The 22,869-nt window shown below is 59.9% G+C and carries 21 protein-coding genes and 1 pseudogene; 13 read left to right on the forward strand and 9 right to left on the reverse strand.

Annotation, left to right across the window (positions count from 1 at the left end; all coding sequences use genetic code 11):
• Window position 1: 1 nt before the first annotated feature.
• Both ACK9YZ_RS14750 and ACK9YZ_RS14755 read left to right on the forward strand, forming a co-directional pair.
• Window positions 2–2,074, forward strand: coding sequence for a hypothetical protein (locus ACK9YZ_RS14750; protein WP_416064309.1), 2,073 nt, complete (start codon window positions 2–4; stop codon window positions 2,072–2,074).
• Window positions 2,075–2,076: 2 nt separating this feature from the next.
• Complete coding sequence (locus ACK9YZ_RS14755; RefSeq protein ID WP_416064310.1) at window positions 2,077–2,493, forward strand: GNAT family N-acetyltransferase; 417 nt, start codon at window positions 2,077–2,079, stop codon at window positions 2,491–2,493.
• Between the two features lie 101 nt (window positions 2,494–2,594).
• On the opposite strand, the pseudogene ACK9YZ_RS14760 reads toward ACK9YZ_RS14755, so the two are convergent.
• Window positions 2,595–3,165 (reverse strand): annotated as a pseudogene (locus ACK9YZ_RS14760) (GNAT family N-acetyltransferase).
• A 211-nt stretch (window positions 3,166–3,376) separates the two neighbouring features.
• Here ACK9YZ_RS14760 and ACK9YZ_RS14765 point away from each other — a divergent pair.
• Window positions 3,377–4,366: a glutathione S-transferase family protein gene (locus ACK9YZ_RS14765; protein WP_416064311.1), complete on the forward strand. Its 990-nt coding sequence runs from the start codon at window positions 3,377–3,379 to the stop codon at window positions 4,364–4,366.
• Window positions 4,367–4,369: 3 nt separating this feature from the next.
• Here ACK9YZ_RS14765 and ACK9YZ_RS14770 read toward each other — a convergent pair whose 3' ends face one another.
• On the reverse strand, window positions 4,370–4,849 hold the full coding sequence (locus ACK9YZ_RS14770; RefSeq protein ID WP_416064312.1) for an NUDIX domain-containing protein: 480 nt from the start codon (window positions 4,847–4,849) through the stop codon (window positions 4,370–4,372).
• A 68-nt stretch (window positions 4,850–4,917) separates the two neighbouring features.
• Here ACK9YZ_RS14770 and ACK9YZ_RS14775 point away from each other — a divergent pair, with 68 nt between their 5' ends.
• The 4 genes from ACK9YZ_RS14775 to ACK9YZ_RS14790 all read left to right on the forward strand — a co-directional run bounded on the left by ACK9YZ_RS14775 (window position 4,918) and on the right by ACK9YZ_RS14790 (window position 8,120).
• Entirely contained in the window at window positions 4,918–5,826 is a 909-nt protein-coding gene (locus ACK9YZ_RS14775; RefSeq protein WP_216755396.1) for a metallophosphoesterase family protein, read from the forward strand.
• 159 nt (window positions 5,827–5,985) lie between these two features.
• On the forward strand, window positions 5,986–6,546 hold the full coding sequence (locus ACK9YZ_RS14780; RefSeq protein ID WP_416064313.1) for a hypothetical protein: 561 nt from the start codon (window positions 5,986–5,988) through the stop codon (window positions 6,544–6,546).
• A gap of 219 nt (window positions 6,547–6,765) precedes the next feature.
• Window positions 6,766–7,278 (forward strand): RNA polymerase sigma factor, encoded by a 513-nt coding sequence (locus ACK9YZ_RS14785; protein ID WP_416064314.1) that lies wholly within the window; start codon window positions 6,766–6,768, stop codon window positions 7,276–7,278.
• 5 nt (window positions 7,279–7,283) lie between these two features.
• Complete coding sequence (locus ACK9YZ_RS14790) at window positions 7,284–8,120, forward strand: anti-sigma factor family protein (RefSeq protein WP_416064315.1); 837 nt, start codon at window positions 7,284–7,286, stop codon at window positions 8,118–8,120.
• Window positions 8,121–8,219: 99 nt separating this feature from the next.
• Here the strand turns inward: ACK9YZ_RS14790 and leuA are convergent, their stop codons facing one another.
• From leuA to ACK9YZ_RS14805, 3 genes are all read right to left on the reverse strand, one after another.
• Complete coding sequence (gene leuA, locus ACK9YZ_RS14795; protein ID WP_416064316.1) at window positions 8,220–9,953, reverse strand: 2-isopropylmalate synthase; 1,734 nt, start codon at window positions 9,951–9,953, stop codon at window positions 8,220–8,222.
• Window positions 9,954–10,279: 326 nt separating this feature from the next.
• Window positions 10,280–11,494, reverse strand: coding sequence for a benzoate/H(+) symporter BenE family transporter (locus ACK9YZ_RS14800; RefSeq protein WP_416064317.1), 1,215 nt, complete (start codon window positions 11,492–11,494; stop codon window positions 10,280–10,282).
• A gap of 160 nt (window positions 11,495–11,654) precedes the next feature.
• Window positions 11,655–12,242 carry an ATP-dependent Clp protease proteolytic subunit gene (locus ACK9YZ_RS14805; protein ID WP_216755401.1) on the reverse strand — a complete coding sequence of 196 codons (588 nt, stop codon included), beginning with the start codon at window positions 12,240–12,242 and terminating at the stop codon, window positions 11,655–11,657.
• Between the two features lie 157 nt (window positions 12,243–12,399).
• Between ACK9YZ_RS14805 and ACK9YZ_RS14810 the strand changes: the two genes are divergently transcribed.
• Together ACK9YZ_RS14810 and ACK9YZ_RS14815 are read left to right on the forward strand one after the other, a co-directional pair.
• On the forward strand, window positions 12,400–13,110 hold the full coding sequence (locus tag ACK9YZ_RS14810) for a hypothetical protein (protein ID WP_416064318.1): 711 nt from the start codon (window positions 12,400–12,402) through the stop codon (window positions 13,108–13,110).
• Between the two features lie 115 nt (window positions 13,111–13,225).
• A complete protein-coding gene (locus ACK9YZ_RS14815) occupies window positions 13,226–13,978 on the forward strand; it encodes a DUF2076 domain-containing protein (protein WP_416064319.1) in 753 nt (250 codons plus the stop codon).
• Window positions 13,979–14,184: 206 nt separating this feature from the next.
• Here the strand turns inward: ACK9YZ_RS14815 and queF are convergent, their stop codons facing one another.
• On the reverse strand, window positions 14,185–14,649 hold the full coding sequence (queF, locus tag ACK9YZ_RS14820; RefSeq protein ID WP_216755404.1) for a preQ(1) synthase: 465 nt from the start codon (window positions 14,647–14,649) through the stop codon (window positions 14,185–14,187).
• Window positions 14,649–15,563 (reverse strand): CDF family cation efflux transporter EmfA, encoded by a 915-nt coding sequence (gene emfA, locus ACK9YZ_RS14825; protein WP_216755405.1) that lies wholly within the window; start codon window positions 15,561–15,563, stop codon window positions 14,649–14,651. The genes queF and emfA overlap by 1 nt, the downstream gene beginning before the upstream one ends.
• A 253-nt stretch (window positions 15,564–15,816) precedes the next feature.
• On the opposite strand from emfA, the gene ACK9YZ_RS14830 reads away from it, so the two are divergent.
• The 4 genes from ACK9YZ_RS14830 to ACK9YZ_RS14845 all read left to right on the forward strand — a co-directional run bounded on the left by ACK9YZ_RS14830 (window position 15,817) and on the right by ACK9YZ_RS14845 (window position 17,880).
• Complete coding sequence (locus ACK9YZ_RS14830) at window positions 15,817–16,311, forward strand: MarR family winged helix-turn-helix transcriptional regulator (protein ID WP_416064320.1); 495 nt, start codon at window positions 15,817–15,819, stop codon at window positions 16,309–16,311.
• Window positions 16,308–16,988 carry a GNAT family N-acetyltransferase gene (locus tag ACK9YZ_RS14835; protein ID WP_216755407.1) on the forward strand — a complete coding sequence of 227 codons (681 nt, stop codon included), beginning with the start codon at window positions 16,308–16,310 and terminating at the stop codon, window positions 16,986–16,988. Before ACK9YZ_RS14830 ends, ACK9YZ_RS14835 begins: the two co-directional genes overlap by 4 nt.
• A 105-nt stretch (window positions 16,989–17,093) precedes the next feature.
• A complete protein-coding gene (locus ACK9YZ_RS14840) occupies window positions 17,094–17,615 on the forward strand; it encodes a hypothetical protein (RefSeq protein WP_416064321.1) in 522 nt (173 codons plus the stop codon).
• A 100-nt stretch (window positions 17,616–17,715) separates the two neighbouring features.
• Complete coding sequence (locus ACK9YZ_RS14845) at window positions 17,716–17,880, forward strand: DUF1328 domain-containing protein (RefSeq protein ID WP_007824505.1); 165 nt, start codon at window positions 17,716–17,718, stop codon at window positions 17,878–17,880.
• 73 nt (window positions 17,881–17,953) lie between these two features.
• On the opposite strand, the gene ACK9YZ_RS14850 is transcribed toward ACK9YZ_RS14845, so the two are convergent.
• Together ACK9YZ_RS14850 and ACK9YZ_RS14855 are read right to left on the reverse strand one after the other, a co-directional pair.
• Window positions 17,954–20,143 (reverse strand): anthranilate synthase, encoded by a 2,190-nt coding sequence (locus ACK9YZ_RS14850; protein ID WP_216755409.1) that lies wholly within the window; start codon window positions 20,141–20,143, stop codon window positions 17,954–17,956.
• 267 nt (window positions 20,144–20,410) lie between these two features.
• Window positions 20,411–22,639 (reverse strand): TonB-dependent hemoglobin/transferrin/lactoferrin family receptor, encoded by a 2,229-nt coding sequence (locus tag ACK9YZ_RS14855; RefSeq protein ID WP_216755410.1) that lies wholly within the window; start codon window positions 22,637–22,639, stop codon window positions 20,411–20,413.
• Window positions 22,640–22,869: the final 230 nt, after the last annotated feature.

Consider the following 22,869-nt stretch of genomic DNA (forward strand, 5'->3'; position numbering starts at 1 on the left):
CATGACGCTCGATTATTCGCCCTTCCTGCCCTGGCCCCTTCTGGCGGTATTGACCGCCATCGTACTGCTGATCGCCGCTTTTGCGATCTGGCGCGGCATTCGCGGCGCTTGGATCCGCACGCTTGCGGCACTTGCCCTGCTTGCAGCACTTGCCAATCCGGTGCTGTTGCAGGAAGACCGCGACCCGCTTTCAACCATCGTGCCCGTCATCGTCGACCGCAGCCAGAGCCAGCAGACGGCCGATCGCGTGACGATGACGGATGATGCGCTTGCGTCGCTGAAGACGCAGCTCGCCCGCTTTCCGCAGATCGAGCCCCGTTTCGTCGACGTGAATGAGGATCGCAACTCCGACATGCCCTCCACGCGCCTCTTCGAGGCGCTGTCGGCTTCGATCGCCGATGTACCGCCCTCGCGCGTCGGCGGTGCGATCATGCTGACGGATGGCGAGGTACATGACGTGCCTGGCGTCAATCAGGCGCTCGGCTTCGACGCGCCGATCCATGGCCTGATTACCGGCAAGCCGAACGAATTTGATCGCCGCATCGAAGTCATCAAGGCACCTCGCTTCGGCATCGTCAACGAGGAGCAGCAGCTTGTGCTACGTGTCTTTGACGATGGCCCGAGCCCCGGCGGCGTGGCAACTGTGACGGTGCGTCTAAATGGCGACGAGATTGCCACACTACAGGCGACGCCCGGCCAGGATACGCCCTTCTCCTTCAGGGTGACGCGCGGCGGCGCGAATGTCCTGGAATTTTCCGTGGCCGGCATCCCCGGCGAAGTGACGGACGCCAATAACCGCGCGGTCCATATCATCGACGGCATCCGTCAGAACTTGCGCGTTCTCCTCGTCTCCGGCGAGCCGCATGCGGGTGAGCGCGCCTGGCGCAATCTCTTGAAATCGGATGCTTCCGTCGACCTCGTGCATTTCACTATTCTGCGACCGCCGGAAAAACAGGACGGCACGCCGATCAACGAGCTGTCGCTGATCGCTTTCCCGACCCGCGAACTCTTTGTCGACAAGATCAAGGATTTCGACCTGATCATCTTCGACCGCTATCAGGATCGCGCCAATGTGCTGCCGATGCTCTATTATGACAATATCGCCCAATATGTGGAGAATGGCGGCGCGTTGCTGATTGCTGCCGGCCCGGAACATGCGAGCCCGGAATCAATTGCCATGACGCCGCTCGCTTCCGTGCTGCCGGCAGAGCCCACCGGACGGATGATCGAACGGGCCTTCTATCCCCGTCTTTCCGAACAGGGCCGCAAGCATCCCGTCACCCGCGGGCTTGATGGTTCTGCCGACGAGCCTCCGCATTGGGGTCGCTGGTTCCGCAGCGTCGATGTCGACAGACCGCAGGGCCAGACCGTCATGGTCGGCGCCGACAATCATCCTCTGCTCGTTCTGAACCGTGCCGGCCAGGGCCGTGTTGCCATGCTGCTCTCCGACCAGGGCTGGCTCTGGGCGCGCGGCTTCGAGGGCGGTGGACCGCATGTTTCTCTCTACCGCCGCATCGCCCACTGGCTGATGAAGGAACCGGCACTGGAGGAAGAGGCACTGACGGCGCGCACCTCCGGCCGCACACTTGAGATCACCCGCCAGACGATCGGCGATGCGCCGGGCGACGCAATCGTGCGCTACCCCTCCGGCAAAACAGAAAACCTGCCGCTGACGCAGACCGAGCCCGGCCTCTACAAGGCCGAAAAGCGCATGGGCGAGATCGGCCTCTTCGAAATCCGCAACGGCGATCTGACGACGCTCGCCCATGTCGGCGCCGTCGATGCACCTGAATTCAAGGCAATGATCTCGACGACTGCAACGCTAAAGCCGATCACCGACAAGAGCCGCGGCCTCGTGACCCGTGTCGTCAACAATGTCGGTGCCATCAATGTCCCGCCGATCTTGCCGGTGCGCGGCCAGGTGCGCGTGACTGACAATGACCGCATGCAGATCCGTATGACCAACGAGACCGTGCTGAAGGGCATCAATACCCTGCCGCTCTTTGCCGGCTTTGCGGGTGTTGGAATTCTGCTTCTGGCCTTCGGCGCCATGTGGTGGCGCGAGGGGCGCTAGCCATGCCGGAATTCGAGCTCACCGCCTCCCCTTCTCCGGAAGAGCTTGCAGTCATCACCGATGGCCTGACGGCCTTCAACACCGAGGATGTCGGCCCGTCCGAACGCCGGCCGCTCGCCGTTCTGATCCGTGACACCGATGGAAAAATCTCGGGCGGCCTGTCCGGTTACACGGCCTGGGACTGGCTCTTCGTGCAGATGCTCTACATTCCCGACACGCTACGCGGCAGCGGCCTGGCCGGCAAGATTCTCGCCAGGGCGGAAGAGGAAGCCGCCGCTCGCGGTTGCCGCGGCGCCTGGATCGATACCTTCAACCCGCATGCGCTCAGCGCCTACCAGCGCCAGGGCTACGAGGTTTTCGGTGAACTACCGGATTTTCCGGAGGGTCGGACGCGGACGTTTCTGAAGAAGTTGCTCTGACGAGAGCAATTCCAGCCAAGTGCACAGCGGTTTTGCGTCCGGAATTGCGTAAAAACAAAGAGATAGAGTGTTTCCGTGTTTCGAAGAAGAACGGAAATGCTCTATCGCCGCCAGGCAATCGTGCCCTTCAGCCGCGCATGCGTGTCTTCGGCAATCGGGACGACCAGCACACGGCCCGGATCGACTGGCCCCGGAAAAGTCAGCGCACCGTAGGCGACCTTCTCGAAGCCGAGCGGACCGTAATAGGGCGGATCGCCCACAAGGATGACGGCTTCCGAACCCTTGCGCTTGGCAGCCTCGACCGCGATGCGCACCAATTCCCGGCCGATACCCTTGCTCTTGTGCGAGGGCCGCACAGCGAGCGGCCCCAGAAGATGGCCCTTTACAGTTCCCGCCAGAACCGGCGTCATCCGCACCGAAGCGATCGTCTCGCGGTCATCGGCGCAGACGAAGGAGAGCGACAGGTCATGCGGCCCCTGCTCGCGGATGCGGGCAGCAGCGCGCGTGTGCCGGCCGGGGCCGAATGCTTCTTCGTTGATGAGTTCGATAGCGGCGTCGTGAGACGCATCCTCGGTGAGGTAGACGAGATCGTGCTTGTACATGAGCATGGAAACAGAGACCGTATGGACGCAGATATGGGTTCGCGAACACGCCGTAGGCGTTCGGGAGCATCAGCGTCGTCGCAGGCCTCTGAGAATAGACATCAAGCAGAATTCCAGAAATTTGTGAGGAAGGCGGATAGCAGGAAAAATTTCCGGCGTCCATTGCAAAAATTCGGCCTAGAACAAGGCGACTGAGACGCAGTGTTCAATCTTTGCCCGCCTGCAAAAGGCCGCGTGCTGCGATATCTGTACCGTAACAATCAATTTTCGAGGTAAACAACATGGGCATGCTTGTGGACGGCGTCTGGCATGACGTCTGGTACGACACGAAGGAAACGAAGGGCCATTTCAGGCGTCAGCCCTCGCAGTTCCGTAACTGGATCACGGCCGATGGAGAAGCCGGCCCCAGCGGGAAAGGCGGCTTTAAGGCCGAGGCCGGCCGCTATCACCTCTATGTCTCCCTCGCCTGCCCCTGGGCGCACCGCACACTGATCTTCCGCAAACTGAAGAAGCTCGAAGACCTGATTTCCGTTTCGGTCGTCGATCCGTTGATGGTGGAAAACGGCTGGGAATTCAAGGTCGGCAATGGCGCCACCGGCGACCAGCTCTTCGGCTCGAAAGCTCTCTGGGAAGTCTATGTGAAGGCCGATCCGCATTATTCCGGCCGCGTCACCGTGCCGGTGCTCTGGGACATCAAGAATGGGACGATCGTCAACAACGAGTCGGCTGAAATCATCCGCATGTTCAACAGCGCCTTCAATCACCTGACTGGATCGACGGCGGATTATTATCCGGAAGACCTGCGGGCGGATATCGATGAGCTGAACGACATCGTCTACGACACCGTCAACAACGGCGTCTACAAGGCGGGCTTTGCGACCACGCAGGCCGCCTACGAAGAGAATGTCGTCAAACTCTTCGAAACACTTGATAAGCTCGATGAGCGCCTCGGCAAGGGACGTTATCTTTTCGGCGACCGCCAGACCGAAGCCGACTGGCGCCTCTTCACGACGCTGGTGCGTTTCGACCCGGTTTATGTTGGCCACTTCAAGTGCAACATCCGCCGCATCGAGGACTACCAGAACCTGCGAGCCTACCTGCGCGACCTCTATCAGACGCCTGACGTGGCAGAGACGGTCAATCTGCGCCACATCAAGGAGCACTATTACCGCAGCCACAAGACGATCAATCCGACCGGCATCGTGCCATCAGGCCCAGCCCTCGATCTCGACCGACCGCATGGCCGCGACAAGTTCGCAGCCGCAGTCTGAGCCTCACCAGTAATGCGCCGGCTCCGCCTCGCCGCGGAGCTCGGCAAGCCTTCGCAGCGTCGCTTCGGTCGTCTCCTCGGGCAGATCGTCGATCTCGAAGAAGCCGCTCTCGGCAATTTCCCAGTCCGGCGGCCGCGGCGCTGTCTGTTCCACGGTGGCGCGGTAGAAGACCACATGATCGCGCCGGGTGATGTTGGTGTTGAAATAGACGTGGAAAAGCTGCGGCTTGCCGACAATCCTGAGGTTACCTTCCTCCCGCAATTCCTTGATGAGCGCCTCTTCCGCCGTCTCGTTTCGCTCCAGCCCGCCGCCTGGCATATGCCATCCGCCCGTATAGCCGTGACGAACGAGAAACAGGCGTCCTTGCTCGTCGAAACAGGCTGCACGCACCCCCATCGTCATGCCGCGCGCGACGGAAAAATAGACGTGCAGCAATCGCACCAACACTTTCATGTGAAGGGGCCATGTTTGTTTGTCTGCCATGGGCTCTTTCATACTCTCATCGCGGGGATGTGTTTGAATTGTAAATAAGCTGGTCTATGTGTCGTTGCATGTTCAAGCTCGCGCATATCTCCGACGTCCATCTCGGACCTCTGCCCCGCCTTTCCATTCACGAACTTTTCTCAAAACGTATTACGGGCTTTGTGAACTGGCACCGCAACCGGCGCAAGCATCTTTTCGGCAGCACGCTCGATCTGCTGCTGGACGATATCCGCTCCCACGAGGCCGACCATCTGGCCGTGACCGGCGACCTCGTCAACCTCGCAAGCGGCATCGAGATCAGGAGCGCGGCAGCTTGGCTGCGCGAACTCGGCGATCCCGCCGCAACATCGGTCGTCCCTGGTAACCACGATGCCTATGTTCCGGGCGCCTACGAGAAGTCGATGCGCGCCTGGTATGATTATGTGCGCGGCGACCTTGCCCCGCCGGAATGGGAGGCAGACCGGCACATCTTTCCCTACCTTCGCGTCCGCGACAAGGTCGCAATCGTCGGCTGCTCGACTGCTGTTGCGACTCCGCCATTCGCGGCCTCCGGCTTCTTCGGCGCGCGCCAGGCGCGAGATACGGTCAACATGCTGCGCGCTGCCGGTGAAGCCGGTCTGTTCCGTGTCGTCATGATCCACCATCCGCCGATCCGCGGCGCGACATCCTTCTACAAGCGCATGATCGGCATCCGCCGTTTCGCGGCCGTCGTTTCCACCGGCGGCGCAGAGCTCGTGCTGCACGGCCATACCCATCTCAACACGCTTTACTGGCTGCGCGGGCAGACAGGCCCGGTGCCTGTCGTCGGCATAGCTTCGGCCTCGCAGGGACCGGGCGGCATCAAGCCCCGCGCCGCCTATAATCTCTTCTCCATTTCCGGCTCCCCGGGCGCCTGGGAGGTGAAGGGCGAGCGCTTCAGCATAAACGATACGGCCGACGGCATGATGCCGGAAAGTGCAGATATTTTCGCACTTTAAAGACGATTGCGGAATCGGCTCCGGCAGTTGTTGAATCAACCTGTGAAGATCGGTCGCCAATGTCGCAACATAGGCAATAAAGGCCGCCGGGGCTCTTGGTATTTTTAAGCGTCGGCGTACAATTCAACAACCGCAGCGCTTCAAAACGGAGTACGCCCGATGACTGCTTCTCTTCATCGCCTGTGCAGACTTTCGCTTGTTTCCGTCTTTGCTATCGGTCTTGCCACATCCGCCTTTGCGGTCGGTGGCGGGAACGATGACACCTCACCGCCGCAGAAGACCCAAACGACCAAGACCTGCACCAAGGGCAAGGTCTGGGATGCCAAGAAGAAGGAATGCGTCGATCCGAAGAAGCAGAGCTTCAACGATGACGAACTCTTCACGTTTGCCCGCGAATTCGCCTATGCCGGCCAGTACGAGAACGCTATCACGGTGCTGAACCTCGCGCAGAACCAGAACGATCCGGGCATCCTGAACTATCTTGGCTACGCCAACCGCAAGGCCGGCCGCATGGAGCTCGGCATGTACTACTACAGGAAGGCGCTGCAGCAGGACGAGAATTACATCCTCGCCCGCTCCTACATGGGCATGGCGCTTGCCGAACAGGGCGACCTCCAGGGCGCCCGCGTGCAGCTCGTGGAGATTCGTGATCGAGGCGGCGAAAATACCTGGGCCTATCGCGCTCTTCTCCAGAGCCTGAACGGCTACAGGACATATTGAGGCAAGCTCTGCGGGCTATGGTACGAAATCCCTTGGGAAGGGATGGATGAATTCACCCCGCGCTTGCGAAATACAGGCGACTTGTTTCATAAAGCCGCCTGCATGGCCGGGGTAGATACGACGGCTTCGCGCCCGCCGGGCAAGGCCCGTACGCGAAGCCGGCCCGAATGCAAAGCCAGTTTTGAATGCCGGCCGATGTAAATGCTTCTTGGAAAGACAATGCGCCAACCCGCTACTACCACCGATATCCGGCGTGATCTTGTCGGCCTCCTGCCCCGCCTCCGCCGCTTTGCCATCACGCTCGCGGGAGAGACGGCTGCGGCCGATGAGCTGGTCCAGGCGGTCTGTCTGCGCGCAATTTCCAAAGGGCATCAGTGGAACGGCGAAGGCCGGCTGGAAAGCTGGATCTATACGCTGGCCCGCCAGCAATGGGCGGAAGACAGCCGCAAGCGCAAGCCGCGACCGACTGCACGGGGTAATGTGACTGACATCCGCGACGCCATTCGCGATCGCGCAACGCTCGTCGATACCGATGCCTTGCACCGTATGCTCGCGGAGATGCCTGAGGGCGTGGCCAGCATCTTCGTGCTGATTGACGTGGAAGGGCACAGCTATCAGCAGGCAGCCGAAATCATGGGCATCGCAATCGGCAGCATTGCCGGTCAGCTTGCGACGGCACGACTCCATTTTGCCGCATTGTCCGGTCACAATCCGCCCGTCCACAGGTACTGACTGATTTGCTCGATTTCAAAAAACAGCCGCTTGAAGCCCAGCTTGCCGCCCTCCTCGACGGCGAAACCACACCGGAACAAAAGCTGGAGCTGGAAAACCGGCTCGCAATCGACGAAAACGCCCGTAAGATCTACGACAAGCTTCGCCACGGCGTCGACTTTGGCCGCCGTAAACTGGACGACATGCTGAAGGAACCGGTCCCGTTGGCGCTTGTCCGCTCCATCAAAAGCACGCAACCGCCGAAGACGCCGATCGCGCAACGCAATGCCCGCTTTCAGCTCAAGCTCGCCCCCAGTGGCCGCCAGGCGCTTGCCGCCGCCCTCATTCTTTTCGTCGTCGGCGGTAGCATCGGTTATTTCATCGGCAATGCCCCGGATATGGATGACGCCACACCAGTCGCAGCGCCCCAGATCAACACGAATGATTGGCTGGGCGACGTCACTGCCTTCCAGCGGCTTCTCGTGCGCCAGCCGCGCCACCTCGTCGAGGTGCCGGCCTCGCAGTCCGAGGAAATCTCATCCTGGCTGACGACCGCAATCGGCGTACCGTTCCGTGTGCCGGATCTCTCGTCCGGATCCTGGACCTTCCAGGGCGCGCGCGTGATCCTCGGCGACAGCCGCCCTGTCGGCCAGCTCGTCTATTCCAACACCGATGGCGATATCATCTCGATCTGCTTCCGCAAGGATGCACAGCCGCCGGAAACGGAAGACTTCAAGGAAACGATCCGCGACGAGATCGGCCTCGTGACCTGGCACAATGCCGGCACCTCCTATGTGCTGGCCGGCCCCTCCGCCGAAGCCACGCTCGGCCAGCTTGCCATGGAAATCGCTGCCGAAATCTGAATCTGACGAGATACGCAAGCGCAAGGCGAGCTCAATGAGCGGGCCGATTGCATCGTCAGGCCGCGTCACCCCGAGGCAGTCGCGGCCTGATCAGAATGCTCAGGTCTTGCCGGCCTTCACGTCGAGGACGCGGTTAGCCGCGGACACGATTGCTTCGAGCGATGCGGCGACGATATTGGTGTTGATACCTGCGCCGAAGAGCTTGCCGCCCGGATAGGACGTCTCGACATAGGAGATGGCGGCGGCATTCGAGCCGTGCTGCAGCGAATGTTCCGAATAATCCTCGACCGACATCTCGATGCCGAGATAGTGCGATAACGCATTGATGAAGCCATCGATTGGGCCGTTACCACGGCCTTCGATACGCTTGATCTCGCCATTGTCGGTGATCTCGGCCGCGACGATCCGCTGTCCCCTGTGCTCTGTATCGGGATAGGTGTGGTGGTCGACGAACTTCAGACGCCCACCCGGCTGCGTCACGTAGCGCTCGATGAAGCGGTCGTGGATGCGCTTGGAGGGAAGCTCCTTGCCTTCTTCGTCAGTGATGCGCTGGATGTCTTCGCGGAATTCGACCTGCAGGTTGCGCGGCAGGTTGAGCCCGTAATCCTGCTGCAGGATATAAGCGATGCCGCCCTTTCCGGACTGCGAATTGATGCGGATGATCGCCTCGTAGGAGCGGCCGACGTCACGCGGGTCGATCGGCAGATAAGGCACTTCCCAGACAGGATGGTTGGCGACCTGAGCAGCCTTCATGCCCTTGTTGATCGCATCCTGATGCGAGCCGGAAAAGGCCGTGTAGACCAGTTCGCCGACATAGGGATGACGCTCGGCGATCGCCATCTGGTTCGAATATTCGAACACTTCCTTGATGCGCTCGATATCAGAGCAATCGATTTCCGGATCGACGCCCTGCGTGAACATGTTGAGCGCCATGGTGACGACATCGACATTGCCGGTGCGCTCGCCATTGCCGAAGAGCGTGCCTTCGACGCGGTCGGCGCCTGCCAGCAATGCCAGCTCGGCAGCAGCAATGCCGGTGCCGCGGTCATTATGCGGATGCAGCGAGATGATCAGGTTTTCTCTGTTATCGAGATTGCGGCACATCCATTCGATCTGGTCGGCATAGACGTTCGGCGTCGCCATTTCGACGGTCGAGGGCAGATTGATGATGAGCTTGTTGTCAGGCGTCGGCTTCACCACGTCGATGACGGCGTTGCAGATTTCCAACGCCACGTCGAGCTCGGTGCCGGTAAAGCTTTCGGGCGAATATTCGAAACGATAACCACCGCCAGCCTTGGCTGCCATGTCGGTGATCATCTTAGCGGCATCGACGGCAATCTGCTTGATGCCTTGCACATCCTTGGCGAACACCACGCGGCGCTGCAATTCGCTGGTGGAATTATAGAAGTGCACGATCGGCCGGTTTGCGCCTTGAAGCGCGTCGAAGGTGCGCGTGATCAGCTCAGGCCGGCACTGCACCAGCACCTGCAGCGACACATCGTCGGGTACATTGCCCTCTTCGATGCACCAGCGGGCAAAATCGAAATCGGTCTGCGAGGCCGATGGGAAACCGATCTCGATTTCCTTGAAACCCATTTCGAGCAGCAACTGGAACATGCGCGCCTTGCGGTCGTGCCCCATCGGATCGACGAGCGCCTGATTGCCGTCGCGCAGGTCGACGGAGCACCAGATCGGCGCCTTGGTGATGGTCTTGGTCGGCCAGGTGCGGTCGGGAATGTTTACCTGCGGATAAGCCCGATACTTCACGGCGGCATCGGGCATGCCCTTGGCGGAAGCAGCGCTTGCGGAGGATCGGCTGGTGTTCGTGTCCATTGTCTTGTCTCCTCGTCCCGGCATTTGCCCGCGTCTTAGCCGATCATATGTGGCTTGGCGACTGCAAATGCGGACCTTTACTCGGTCGTTTGGTCAATTTTGAGAGTGAGTCGCGAGGAGCGATGGCCGGGCGGGCTTTCGGCCGCCGGGCGCTCCTCAAAGGACCCGGCAACCGCGCGTAAGGCCGAGGAGAAGAAGCGAGGTCAGGGCGCGCGTATTGTCACGCAATGCCGTGCGGCTACGTGCAATCGTCTCAGAAATCCGTGCGCTTGTGCTCTTCATGACCGCGCTTATAACCTTCGGCGGAAATTCCGGCAACCCCTCACCTATTTTTTCGTCATCCGCACAATTCGAGACAGCGCAAGTATCAGTCCGCCGGCAACCAGCCCCCAGAAGGCGCCGGAAATGCCGCCGAAGGAAACGCCCGATGCTGTGACGAGGAAAGTGATCGCCGCAGCCTCACGCGTATCCGGCGCCTGAAAGGCCGCCATGGCAGATCCGGAGAAGGCGCCGACAAGTGCGAGACCCGCCACGGCCTCGATCAGGATCGGCGGCGCCAATGCGACAAAGGCCGTCACGGCGCCCGCAAGCAGGCCGAGAATGACGTAACCGATACCCGAAATCAGCGCTGCCCAATAGCGCCGCGAAGGATCGGCATGCGCATCCTGCCCGGCGCACATCGCCGCCGTGATCGCCGCCAGATTGATCGCATGCCCGCCGAAGGGCGCCGCCAGAAGCGAGAAGACGCCAGTGACGGCAAAGAGCGGTCCCGGCTTCGGATCATAGTGATTGACCTTCAGTACGGCGATGCCGGGAATGTTCTGCGACGCCATCGTCACGATGAAGAGCGGCAGGGCAATGGACACGAAGCCCGCAAGATTGAAGACCGGATGGACGATGTCGATGACAGGCACCAGCGACTGTTCGAGTGAAGCCAGCGCGCCCTCCGGAATATCGACACCGAAGGCCAGCACCATCACGAAGGCCACCAGCGCTGCCGGTACCGCCCAAAGGCGCTTGAAGGCGCCGACCACGATCCAGGTCAGAATGATCGGCAATCCAAGCAGTGGATTGAAGGCGATCGCCTTCACCGGGGCAAAGCAGAGGCCGAGCAAAACACCCGAGAGCATGGCATTGGCAAGCGGCGCGGGAATGGCGGCGACAGCCCGCCCGAGCGGCTTGAACAGCCCGGCAACGACGATCAGCACACCGCAGAGAATAAAGGCTCCGATAGCCGCATCGAAACCGCCGTCAATCGTGCCGATGCTCGCCAGCAGCGCCGCACCAGGGGTCGACCAGGCAATGCTGACCGGCAGGCGCGTGACGGCGCTGAGCATGACGGCGCAAAGTCCCATGGAAATCGACAGCGCCATCAGCCCCGAAGCGGCCTGCGCATCGGTCGCCCCAACCGCCTGCAATCCGTGCAGCACCACAGCAAAGGAGCTGGTAAACCCGACGAACGCCGTCAACAGACCCATGAACAGGCTCTGGACGGAAAAATCTTTGATCATAGCGCGACTCCGGCTGCGAAGATTGCGCATGGAGCAGCATAAGAGAATTGCACGCAAGCCGGATTGCCGCCGGAAATGTTCGCCTGAGCGGCAATCCCCGAGATTACATGTCGCTAACTCGGCGGATATGGAAACGCCCCGCCTGCGGCTGGCAGACGGGGCGTAAGTTCAAAAAGAGATCAGCGAAAGATCAGATTTCGCTCTGCGAGGTCACGACGCGAGCGACGAGACCATAGGCAACGGCGTCCTCGGCCGAAAGCCAGTAATCGCGGTCGATATCCTTGGCGATCTTTTCTTCCGTCTGACCGGTGGCTTTCGAGAAGATCTTGATCAGTCGCTCGTTCATCTTGATGATCTCGCGTGCCTGGATCTCGATGTCCGAAGCCATGCCGCGGGTGCCGCCGGACGGCTGGTGCAGCAGGAAGCGGGTATTCGGCAGGCAGATGCGGCGTTCTTTCGGAGCCGCGGCATAGATGAGCGCACCGGCAGAGGCGACCCAGCCCGTGCCGATCATCCAGACCTTCGGCTTGATGAACTTGATCATGTCATGAATGGAATCGCCGGATTCGACATGACCGCCGGGCGAATTCACGTAGATACGGATGTCTTCGTCATTGGCGGCAGCGAGCGCGACGAGCTGGGTGCAGACCTTCTGCGCCAGTTCCTGCGTAATCGGCCCGTAGATGAAGATCGAACGCGACTTGAAAAGGTTCGCCTCCGTTTCCTTGCCGAGCGGCAGTTCCTTCGTCTTTTCGTCCTGTTCTTCTTCTTCGTTCATTCGAACCTCTCTCACGTCCAATGCGGTTCCTCGCACATAGTGCGACTCAATGCGTAAAACAATGCGGGAAAAAGAGGAAGCAGGAAGCGGTGAAGATATTCTTATGACAAACGGACGATATCATCGCATCCTCTGAAAAGACCGGGAGAAACGCAAAATGACCTCCTCCCTACTGCGCGCAGCCGTACGCAACAACGCATACTGGTGCGACGCCGTCTGCAAGGCGCAGGGCTCGCCCGGCGAGTTCACGTCAACACTCTGGTTCCACCGCCGCGGCACGCCGCCCTTCTATCCCGATGCCATAACGCTGACGGAGACGGACGACGAAACGGCGGAGGCGATCGCCACGCTGGTCAATAGCGAGAAGCGCGACTGGGCGGTCAAGGACAGCTACGCGGCTGTCGATCTCGCACCACTCGGCTTCACGATGCTGTTCGAAGCCGAATGGATCGGTATGCGCACGCCAATCCCGGCACCATCCCCATTCACATGGCAGCGCATGGAAAGCGCCGCCGATCTTGCGCGATGGCAGGCGGAATGGGGCAAGGCAAACGGGCCGATAACGCAGACGATCTTTACCGAGCCACTGCTGCATGATCCTGAAATCACTTTCCTGCTTGGTTTCGAGCACGGCCAACCGGTCGGCGGCGGGATCCTCAATCACCATGCCGGCGTCGTCGGCCATTCCAACCTGTTTGCCGAGGACCGGCACGGTGAAGCCATCCGCCGCGGGCTGATCGCGCAGGCCGCCAGGCTCTATCCGGGAGAACCGCTTGTCGGCTACGAACACGGCGACGACCTGGACGAGGCGCTGCGCACGGGCTTCGAACTTCTGGGGCCTCTACGCATCTGGCTGAAGGAGGCCTGAGCTTACTGAAATGTAAGCCGCCAAGGCTTTGAAATGCCCCAATCGCTTCCTAACTCAGCTTAACGCGGCCCTCCCGCCGAACGCTAAAGCCGCAGAACTTTAAAGGAGACAGGACATGTCACCGGAAGAACGCCAATTGCTGACCGCCCTCTTCGATCGCGTCCGTACCGCAGCCGCCACGCCGCGCGATCCGGAAGCCGAAGCGCTGATATCGGAAGCGACCCGTGTGCAACCCTCTGCCACCTATTATCTGGCACAGGCCGTCATCGTTCAGGAAAAGGGTCTGGAGGCAGCATCCAACCATATCAAGGAGCTCGAAGAGCGTGTCCGGCAGTTCGAAGCCGGCGCCGGTGATCACCGCCAGGCTGAACAGGGTGGTTTCCTGAGCTCCATCTTCGGCAGCACGCAGACACAACAGCCGGCGCCCGCCCCCGGCCCATGGGGTGGCGCGCCGAGAGATAGCTATGAACAGCCGCGCGGCTATGACAACGCCCGCCAGATGCCGCAACAGCCTACCGGTCCCTGGACCCAGCAAGCCAATGCGCCCTCTGCCGGCGGCAGCTTCCTGCGCGGCGCGCTCGGCACGGCAGCCGGTGTCGCCGGCGGCATGCTGCTTGCCAATTCGCTTTCCGGCATCTTCGGCAACCACATGTCGTCGCTTGGCTGGGGCTCGCCTTTTGGCGGCGCCAATCCCTTTGGCAATACCAGCAGCCCTGTCGAGGAAACTGTTATCAACAATTACTACGGCGACAACAGCCAAGCTGACGATAACCGAGCCGACGATAACGACAATATCCAGCAGGCGGATTACGACGACAATGACGACGACTTTTCCGACGATTCCGGCAATGACACGACGGATGTTTGAGATCTGATGCGCTGGATGGGCGGCAGTAAGTTTTAAATTGCCGCACTGTTGCCCGGCACTTCGCTTTAGGCTCAGGGCGTTCGCCGCTGCAATCGATTCAAAGCAATTCCAGAAAAAGTGCCTGGCGGTTTTTCGTCCGGAATTGCGTTGAAGGAAGAACTATCGATTGGTCGGGCTGCGCCAGACCGCGGTTCACCCAACGCGGCTCACCCACGTCCGCGATAGGTCGCAACGCCTTGATCCGGCAGCCATACACCTTCCGGCGGCTTGCCGGTCTGCCAGAAAACGTCGATCGGAATGCCGCCGCGCGGATACCAGTAGGCGCCGATGCGCAGCCACTTCGGGTCGAGCAACTCAACGATGCGCTTGGCGATGTAAATCGAGCAATCCTCGTGGAAAGCGCCGTGATTGCGGAAGGAATGCAGGAAGAGCTTCAGCGATTTCGATTCCACGAGCCATTCGTTCGGAATGTAGTCGATGACGATATGGGCGAAATCCGGCTGACCGGTCATGGGGCAGAGCGACGTGAATTCCGGTGCAGTGAAGCGCACGACATAATCGGTGCCGGCATGGTTGGCAGGCACCTTTTCGAGGACCGCTTCTTCGGGGTTCTTTGCGGTTTCCGTCTGCTGGCCCAGCATCGAAAGGCTGGAAACGTCTGTCTTCGGCATTACGCCTCCTTGATCACTTTGACGCGGATACCGTGAGCTTTTTCGCCCTCCGGCTCCACGTGAATGGCAATTGTCGCGCCCGCATGCGCTGCGCGAATGGCATCTTCAAGGCGGTCGCAAATATCATGGGCTTCGCGAACCGTCATCTTGGCAGGCACAACCAGATGGAAATCGACGAAGGTCACCGAACCGGCGCGCCGCGTCTTCAGATCATGCACCCCGATCGAGCCTGCCGCATGGGTGGCGATCACCTGCTTGATCGCCTCCTCCTCCTGTGGCTCGACCGCCTGGTCCATCAGCCCGCCGATCGACTGAGAAATCACCTTCCAGCCCTGATACAGGATGTTGAGCGCAACCAGAATGGCAAGAACGGGGTCGAAGATCGCATAGCCCGTCGCAAGCGCCAGAAGCAGGCCAACGAGAACGCCAACGGAAGTGACCACATCCGACATGATGTGCTGCCCATCCGCCGTCAAAGCCGCAGAACGGTGCTTTCGCCCGGTACGGATCAAAAGCTGCGCCCAAATGGCATTGATAACCCCGGCGGCGAAGTTGATCGCAAGACCCAGAACCGGAGCTTCGAGCATGCGCGGATCGGCAAGCTGGCCGACAGCTGCCTCGACGATCAGCAGCGCCGCGACGACGATCATCACCCCTTCGGTGACGGCAGAGAGATATTCCGCCTTGTGATGACCAAAGGGATGGTCGTGGTCGGCCGGTTTCTGCGCATAGCGGATGACGAAGAAGGCGATGAAAGCCGCCACCACATTGACGAAGGATTCCAGCCCGTCCGAGAGCAGCGCCACGGAGCCCGTCACCCACCAGGCGACCATCTTGAGTCCCATCACACCGAGCGACACGGGGATGCCCCAGAACGCCAGGTTCCGAACCGTGAGATTGCCCTCGTCGTTCATATCATCCCCCTGCGGATGCGAATGAATTGCAGCATCTAAGCCATTGAAACGCAAAACCGCCCACGCGGGAATCGCGCAGGCGGCCAATGCGGGGTGATATGGGCAATCCGGTCCAAAAAGTCAAAGGCGTTGCAGATTAAAACAGGGGTAAGTTCTTCCCGAGTGAATGGCGTTCTCTACGCTGCGTCGCATGATTGACGCCGCTTACATAAGCACTTATATAACTTGTTATTAAATTTGAAGAGGAACCTGCTTGGTCGAAGATATCGTGAAATCGCTGGGCTACCTATGCCTTGGCAGCCGCTTCCGTCGGATCGGCGAGCGCCTGCAGGCCGATACGCAGCAGGTGATCGAGGAACTGGGCGTCTCCATCCAGGCCGCGCAATACCCCTTTCTCGGCGCCATCGACAGGCTCGGACCTCTGACGGTAGGGGAATTGGCGCAGGCCGTGGGTATCACCCAGCCCGGCGCGACGCGCACCGCTTCCCAACTCATGGAACTCGGCTTCCTCGATATGCAACAGTCCGCCGAAGATCAGCGGCGAAGGGTCGTTTCACTGACACCGAAAGGACAGGAACTCGTCGACTATTCCAGACAACAGGTCTGGCCTCGCATCGCAGCCGCCGTTGCCGATCTTTGCAGGGATCTCGACGGCCCGCTGCTTGAGCAGCTTGCAGCAATCGAGGATGGGCTTTCCGAAGCATCGCTCATCCGCCGCACCAGCGTCGCGCAGAAGAAAACCCCATGAGCCATATCCTGGATCGACCGATCTGGAACGCGCTTCAGACGACGCATGCCGATCTTGCCGAGGGCGGTAAACACGCGATGCGCTATCCGCCCTCCATCGTTCCCTTCGCGGCCGCAGCCGACGAGACGCACGAAAGTCTTGAAGCGCTCGAGAACCTGCCGGCGGCAGACGAGGTCATGGCGATCGTCGAAGCCGGACCTGTCACTATTCCGGACGGTCTGACGCTCGTCTCAGAAGGAAAGCTCGTGCAGATGATCGCCGAGCGGCCTTACGAGCGTATTTCCGACAGCCGGCTGAAGCCACTGACCATTGATGATGCGGAAGAAATGCTCGCTTTGGCAACGCTGACCAAGCCAGGTCCTTTCACCCTTCGTGCCCAAAGCCTCGGAACCTTCTGGGGTGTGAAGATCGACGGCCGTCTCGTCGCCATGGCCGGCCAGCGCCTGCGTCTCCCCGGATTTGGCGAGCTCAGCGGCCTTTGCACCCATCCCGATTTTCAGGGGCGCGGCCTCGGCACCCTACTCTTCCGCTATGTCGCCGGAGAAATTTCCGCCAGGGGCGACACCGTCTTCCTGCATGCCTATTACACCAACACGTCAGCCATCACGCTCTACAAGGCGCTCGGCTTCACGCTGCGATCGGAAATGAACCTGCACGTCGTCAAGCGCCGCGCATAGGCCGGCTAAAACACCGCAGGCTCACGCTTTTACCATGCGCGCCATGATAGCGACCCAATTGCATGGTGTGGACGGCCTTGCAGTCAATTGGGGACCGCGTGAGACATGCATTGGATCAATCGCTATATCGACCAACCGTTGCTTGACGGTGCGGCCAGTTCCTTGCGGGCCTGGCACCTCCGGACCGGCCTGTCGCCGGAACGGCTGGAGCCGCTCTGGAACATCGCCGTGACAGGCCTGCTGATCTTCGCGGCCAGCCATTTCCTTGCTGGTCCAGCGCTCCTATTGTGCTACGGCGGCCTCATCATGCTCGCGCTCCCGTCGGCCAGTGCGCTGTTTACCGGCCGCACTGCGGGCAGCTACGACGTCGCTGCTTACAAGAGGCTCAGAACCAGGGCTTTCATGAAGCGTGAGGCAGAATGGGCCGTCCGGCTCGCCATACTATTCACTGCTGCCTGCCTTCCCTTCATCACCCGCTCCGGCGATCCGTCCGCGGCCTATTTCATGATCGGCGCCAGTCTCTGGTTCGTGCTGACAGGACCGGCCAGATCCTATCTGGCGGCAGCAGAACCACCCCTGCCACGCGATGGCGACCCGTCCTTCAAGACGGATCTGCAGTTCGGCTGAGCAAACTTAAATCAGTACGCAATTCAATTGTCGCAGCGACAATGGAACGAACCGCTCACGCTTCCGTTATCCTTGCCAGCAGCAGACAAAGGAGATCGCGATGCTGTACTATGCTCTGGTATTTCTCGTCGTAGCCCTGATTGCAGGCGTCCTTGGATTTGGCGGCATCGCCGGTGCGTCCGCTTCGATAGCCCAGGTTCTGTTCTTTATCTTCCTGGTGCTGTTCGTCGTGTCCATCGTCGCCCGGCTCATGCGGCGCGTATAGACGGACAACCCAACGCACATAAAACCCGCCGTTGCCGGCGGGTTTTATTGACTGTAGCTCTTAAAGATTGGCCTCAGGCTGCTTTGGTCTTGGCCCGGCGCGCAAGATGCGCCACCACGTTCTCGATCATTCGCATGCCAGCGTCGCCACCGAGCGTCATGATCGATTCCGGGTGGAACTGCACGGCAGCGATCGGCTCCTTCGCGTGCTCGATGCCCATAATAGTACCGTCTTCACTCTCAGCGGTGATGATGAACTCCCGCGGCAGCGTCGAAGGATCGGCGAAGATCGAGTGATAACGACCAACCGTAACTTCCTTGCCAAGGCCGGAGAAGACGATACCTGGCTCAAGCACGCGGATGCGCGACGGCTTGCCGTGCATCGGCAGCGCCAAATGGCGAAGCTCGCCGCCATAGGCTTCGGCCAGTGCCTGCAGGCCGAGGCAGACGCCGAAGATCGGCAGGTTGCGTGCCCGCGCCTTCTTGATCGTCGCCTTGCAGTCGAAATCCTTGGGATTGCCGGGACCGGGCGACAGCACGACGAGATCCGGATTCAACCGGTCGAAGATCTCCTCCGGCACCGGTGTACGCACGGTCGAAACCGTGGCGCCTGTCTGGCGGAAGTAATTCGCCAGCGTATGTACGAAGCTGTCTTCATGGTCGATCAGCAGGATGTTGACGCCCTTACCGACAGAGGCAACATCGCGCTGGGTCTTGCCGGAATTGCCCGTCTTGGCATCGCGGATTGCGGAAAGCATGGCAGAGGCCTTCAATTCGGTTTCGGCTTCTTCTTCGTCGGGAATGGAATCGTTCAGCAGCGTCGCACCGGCACGCACTTCGGCAATTCCATCCTTGATGCGCACTGTGCGCAGCGTCAGGCCGGTATTCATGTCGCCATTGAAGCCGACCATCCCGATCGCCCCACCATACCATGCGCGCGGACTCTTCTCATGGGATTCGATGAAACGCATCGCCCAGAGCTTCGGCGCACCAGTGACGGTGACAGCCCAGGCGTGACTGAGGAAACCGTCGAACGCGTCCATATCGTCGCGTAGACGACCTTCAATGTGGTCGACCGTGTGGATCAGGCGCGAATACATCTCGATCTGCCGGCGGCCGATCACCTTGACGGAACCCGGCTCGCAGACGCGGCTTTTGTCATTGCGGTCGACATCCGAGCACATGGTCAGCTCGGACTCATCCTTCTTCGAGTTCAAGAGCTTCAGGATCTGCTCGCTGTCAGCGATCGGATCGTCGCCACGCTTGATCGTGCCCGAGATCGGGCAGGTCTCGATGCGGCGGCCGGAAACACGCACGAACATTTCCGGCGAAGCGCCGACCAGATATTCCTGATTGCCGAGATTGATGAAGAAGGAATAGGGCGACGGATTGATCGCCTTCAGCCGCTTGGAAATATCGGATGGCTTACTTTCGCAGCGCTCCATGAACTTCTGGCCCGGCACGACTTCGAAGAGATCGCCCTTGCGGAAGCTCTCCTTCGCCTTGACGACGAGTTCGGCATATTCGCCCGGCCGGTGATCGCTCTTCGGCGGGATCACGTCGGTGCGCACGAAAGGCTCTGCCGCAATATCCTCGGCCTTGCCCTCGGTCGTCTTGCCGTCCTTGGCGAAATCGTAGCGGTCGATCCAGGCCTTGGCAGCATAGTTGTCAACGACGAGGATTTCGTCCGGCAGGTAGAGGACCATGTCGCGCTGGTCGGAAGGCCGCTCCAGCTTCAGGTTGATCGCATCGAACTGGAAGGCGAGATCGTAACCGAAGGCGCCATAAAAGCCGAGGCTGGCATCGGCCTGCGAATGGAAGAGATCGGTGATGGCACGAAGCACCGTAAACACCGTCGGCATCTTCGAGCGCTCTTCTTCGGTAAAGACTCGGTCCGGCATCTTGACCGTCAGGTCGAGCCTGCGCGCGGTCGATGCGCCGAGTTCGAGTTCGCTGACGGTCTTCAGCCGTTCGATGATAAATTCGAGGATGACCTCGCCGCGTTCGTTATAGGCTTCGATCCAGACATTGCGGCCGAAGGAGGAAACGCCGAGCGGCGGATCGACGACAGCCGTATCCCAACGCGTATAACGGCCTGGATATTCGTAGTTCGACGAGAAGACGGCGCCGCGCCGCTCGTCGAGCTTGTCGACATAGGACGAGACCGCGTCGGCATAGGGAATTGCCCGCCTTTGCCGGGTGACGGTGATGCCGCCCTTGGTCTCATAGATTTCCGCACCATCATCCCGCAGGATCGTTACCATAGTTCCACTCCGTTATCGGACCCGGACGAAAGGCGGCCTCTGAAACAAAAAAGCCGCCTCGAAGTTTCGGGCGGCTCGTTCGTCGTCTTTGGACACGATTGGTCGAGGCCGCCTCAGCGAGCCCACCACCAAACTGCAATGTTCAAGGACTTCTTCATGGGCGAAATTGTTAGCCTGAGATGGAGCCAAGCGCAAGAGGCGATCGGCTCACGAAAAAGGGCGGCCCGGAAGCCGCCCCTACCCCAGCCTGATAGGGCTGATTCTTGCTTAGAACGTCTTGGTGACCGAGATCTTGAAGGTACGACCCGGTTCCGAATACCACTCCTTCGGCTGCGAAGAACTTGAACTCAGGTTGACGTCGCGAACGGCGAGAGCGTTGTAATATTCCTGATCGAAGATGTTGTAGACGCCGCCCTGGATGCGCAGTCCTTTGACCTGTTCAGGCGTCCACCATGCCGTCAGGTCGACGATGCCGTAACCCGGCGCGTCGAACGAGGTCGTCGCGTTGTCGTTGCCGGTCATCTGCGACGAGAGAGTCGAAGACAAGTCGAAGCCGTACTCATCATTGCTCCAGCCACCGCCAATGATGGCCTTGAACGGTGCCACAGAGCGCAGCCGCTCCTGCGTATCGTCATTGCGGCCGTATGTATAAGCAAGCGACGTGTGAAGGTTGATACCATTGTCGAACGTCTTGATCAGGTTCGCTTCGAGCCCGGAAATGGAAGCCGAAGATACGTTCGTGTAGTTGAAGGTCGTGAAGCCGGTGGCATCGACCGTCGTAACCGTTTCGATGAAGTTCTGATAACGGGTGTGGAAAGCTGCAACGCGACCCTGGAAACCGCCGGTATCGAAATTCGCACCGATCTCAACTCCACGGCCAATTTCCGGATCGAGATCCGGATTACCCAGCTGGGCATAGCGACCTGTCGGATTGTAGAAGCGGCTATAGAGCTCATCGACGGTCGGAGCGCGGAAGCCAACGGCCAACTGCGCATAGAGCTGAACGTCAGGTGTCAGGTCGTAGGTCGCAAGCAGCTTGGGTGACATGCCGGCTTCGGTGCGATCGCGCAGATCACCGAAACGGGTAACGCCAGTGTTGGTGGCAAAACCGCCACCGGTCGACGGATTGTAATTGAACCAGTCGAAGCGGAAGCCCGGAGTCAGCGCAAAGCCGGTATTACCGATCTCGATCTTGTCTTCGAACGTCAGCGCGAGATTTTGGCTGTCGACATCGGGCACTTCTGCCTGGTTGTTCAGCGACGGGCACGTCGTCGGAGTCGGGCAAAGCGCCCAGCTAAACTGCGTCCACTTCGACACACCGACGTCAAGGCCGACGCGAACGGAGTGGTTGAGACCGGAATATTCGAAGTCTTTGGTTGCCGTACCGCTGAAGCCCCAGGTTTCGTTTTCAATCTCGTTGTTACGGCCATAGGCGACATTGGCTGCCGTGCGACCGCCGCTGCCGGCTTCTTTCTTCAAATCCAGCCAATAGAGGGTGGCGCGTGCACTGCTGAAGAACGCGTCTGAAGATTGTGCCTCATAATCATAATCAAGCGAGACCCGATCGCGGTCGCGCAAGTCACGGCCATCGAAATTGTCGATCATATATGTGCGACCTGTGCCCTGCTGCTCGCGAAGATCGGTCTTCAGATCGCGGCGGAAACGTTCGGCTGTCAGACCGATACGATGACCGCCTTCGAGATCCTGGCGCAGCTTGAAAAGCAGGTTGTGCTGGTCGAAATCGGCCGGATCGGCTTCAGTGCGCAAACGGCCATAGCTGTCGTTATCGCCCTTGTTGTCGCGCTCATGGCCCTTTCGATAGGCCCCTTGGAAGAGGATCGACGTGTTACCGACTTTCTTGGCAGCGGCAGCGGATCCAGAAATGCTGCGGTCTTCACTATCGTAGGTCGACTTGACGATCGCGCCCCAGTCGCGATCCTCGGGGATCAGGTCTTCAGGCTCGAGCGTATTGAGGACGAAAGCACCGCCGAGCATGCCCGAACCGCCTTTGCTCGAATCCGCACCGCGCACGATATCGAGAGAGGAGAGCGAATCGAAATCAAACGTGTCGCCGCCGCCATTGGCGTTGCTGGTCGCAAAGGCGCCCTGACGCGAGCTATTGGAAACATAGGGGATCGGGATTCCGTCGATGGTCGTCAGAATGCGCGAGCCGGAAAGGCCCCGCAGATTGAAGCCGGCGTCGGCACGCGAATAGTTCACGGTTGCATCGACACTGCGCCCGATATCGTCGTAATTCGTGACCTGCTTCTGTTCCAGTTCCTTCTTGTCTATCTGGGTGGCAAGCGGCGTGTCGGCAACACTGCCGGGGGCCGCACGATTCCCCTTGACGACGATCTTCTGGAGAACGGTTGCGCCGTCGGCATTCGTGGCCGGCGTCGCTGACGGCGCACTCTGAGCGAGAGCCTGTGAAACGGGAAAAACAAGTGCGGCTGCTGTGCAGACCATTAGAACCGAGCGCCAATGCCGGACGATCATAACCTACCCTCAAATGGAAATTACCGGGCTGGCTGTCGTGGCGTGTCAGACGCTCGAGGGGCTGGCTAGGCTTGCGGACGACTGCGGAGATTTCCGCCTTCTTTTTGCCGCATAAAAAACATGAGTTTTATTGTCAATATATACGGGTAATTTATGTTGAATTATATGATCAAGTTTTAACGATCTTCCCAGACGTTGCGCAATTGCAACGAAATCGCCGCTCTTGCGTT

The sequence above is a fragment of the Rhizobium sp. ZK1 genome, assembly GCF_047782645.1.
In the GTDB taxonomy this organism is placed as follows: domain Bacteria; phylum Pseudomonadota; class Alphaproteobacteria; order Rhizobiales; family Rhizobiaceae; genus Rhizobium.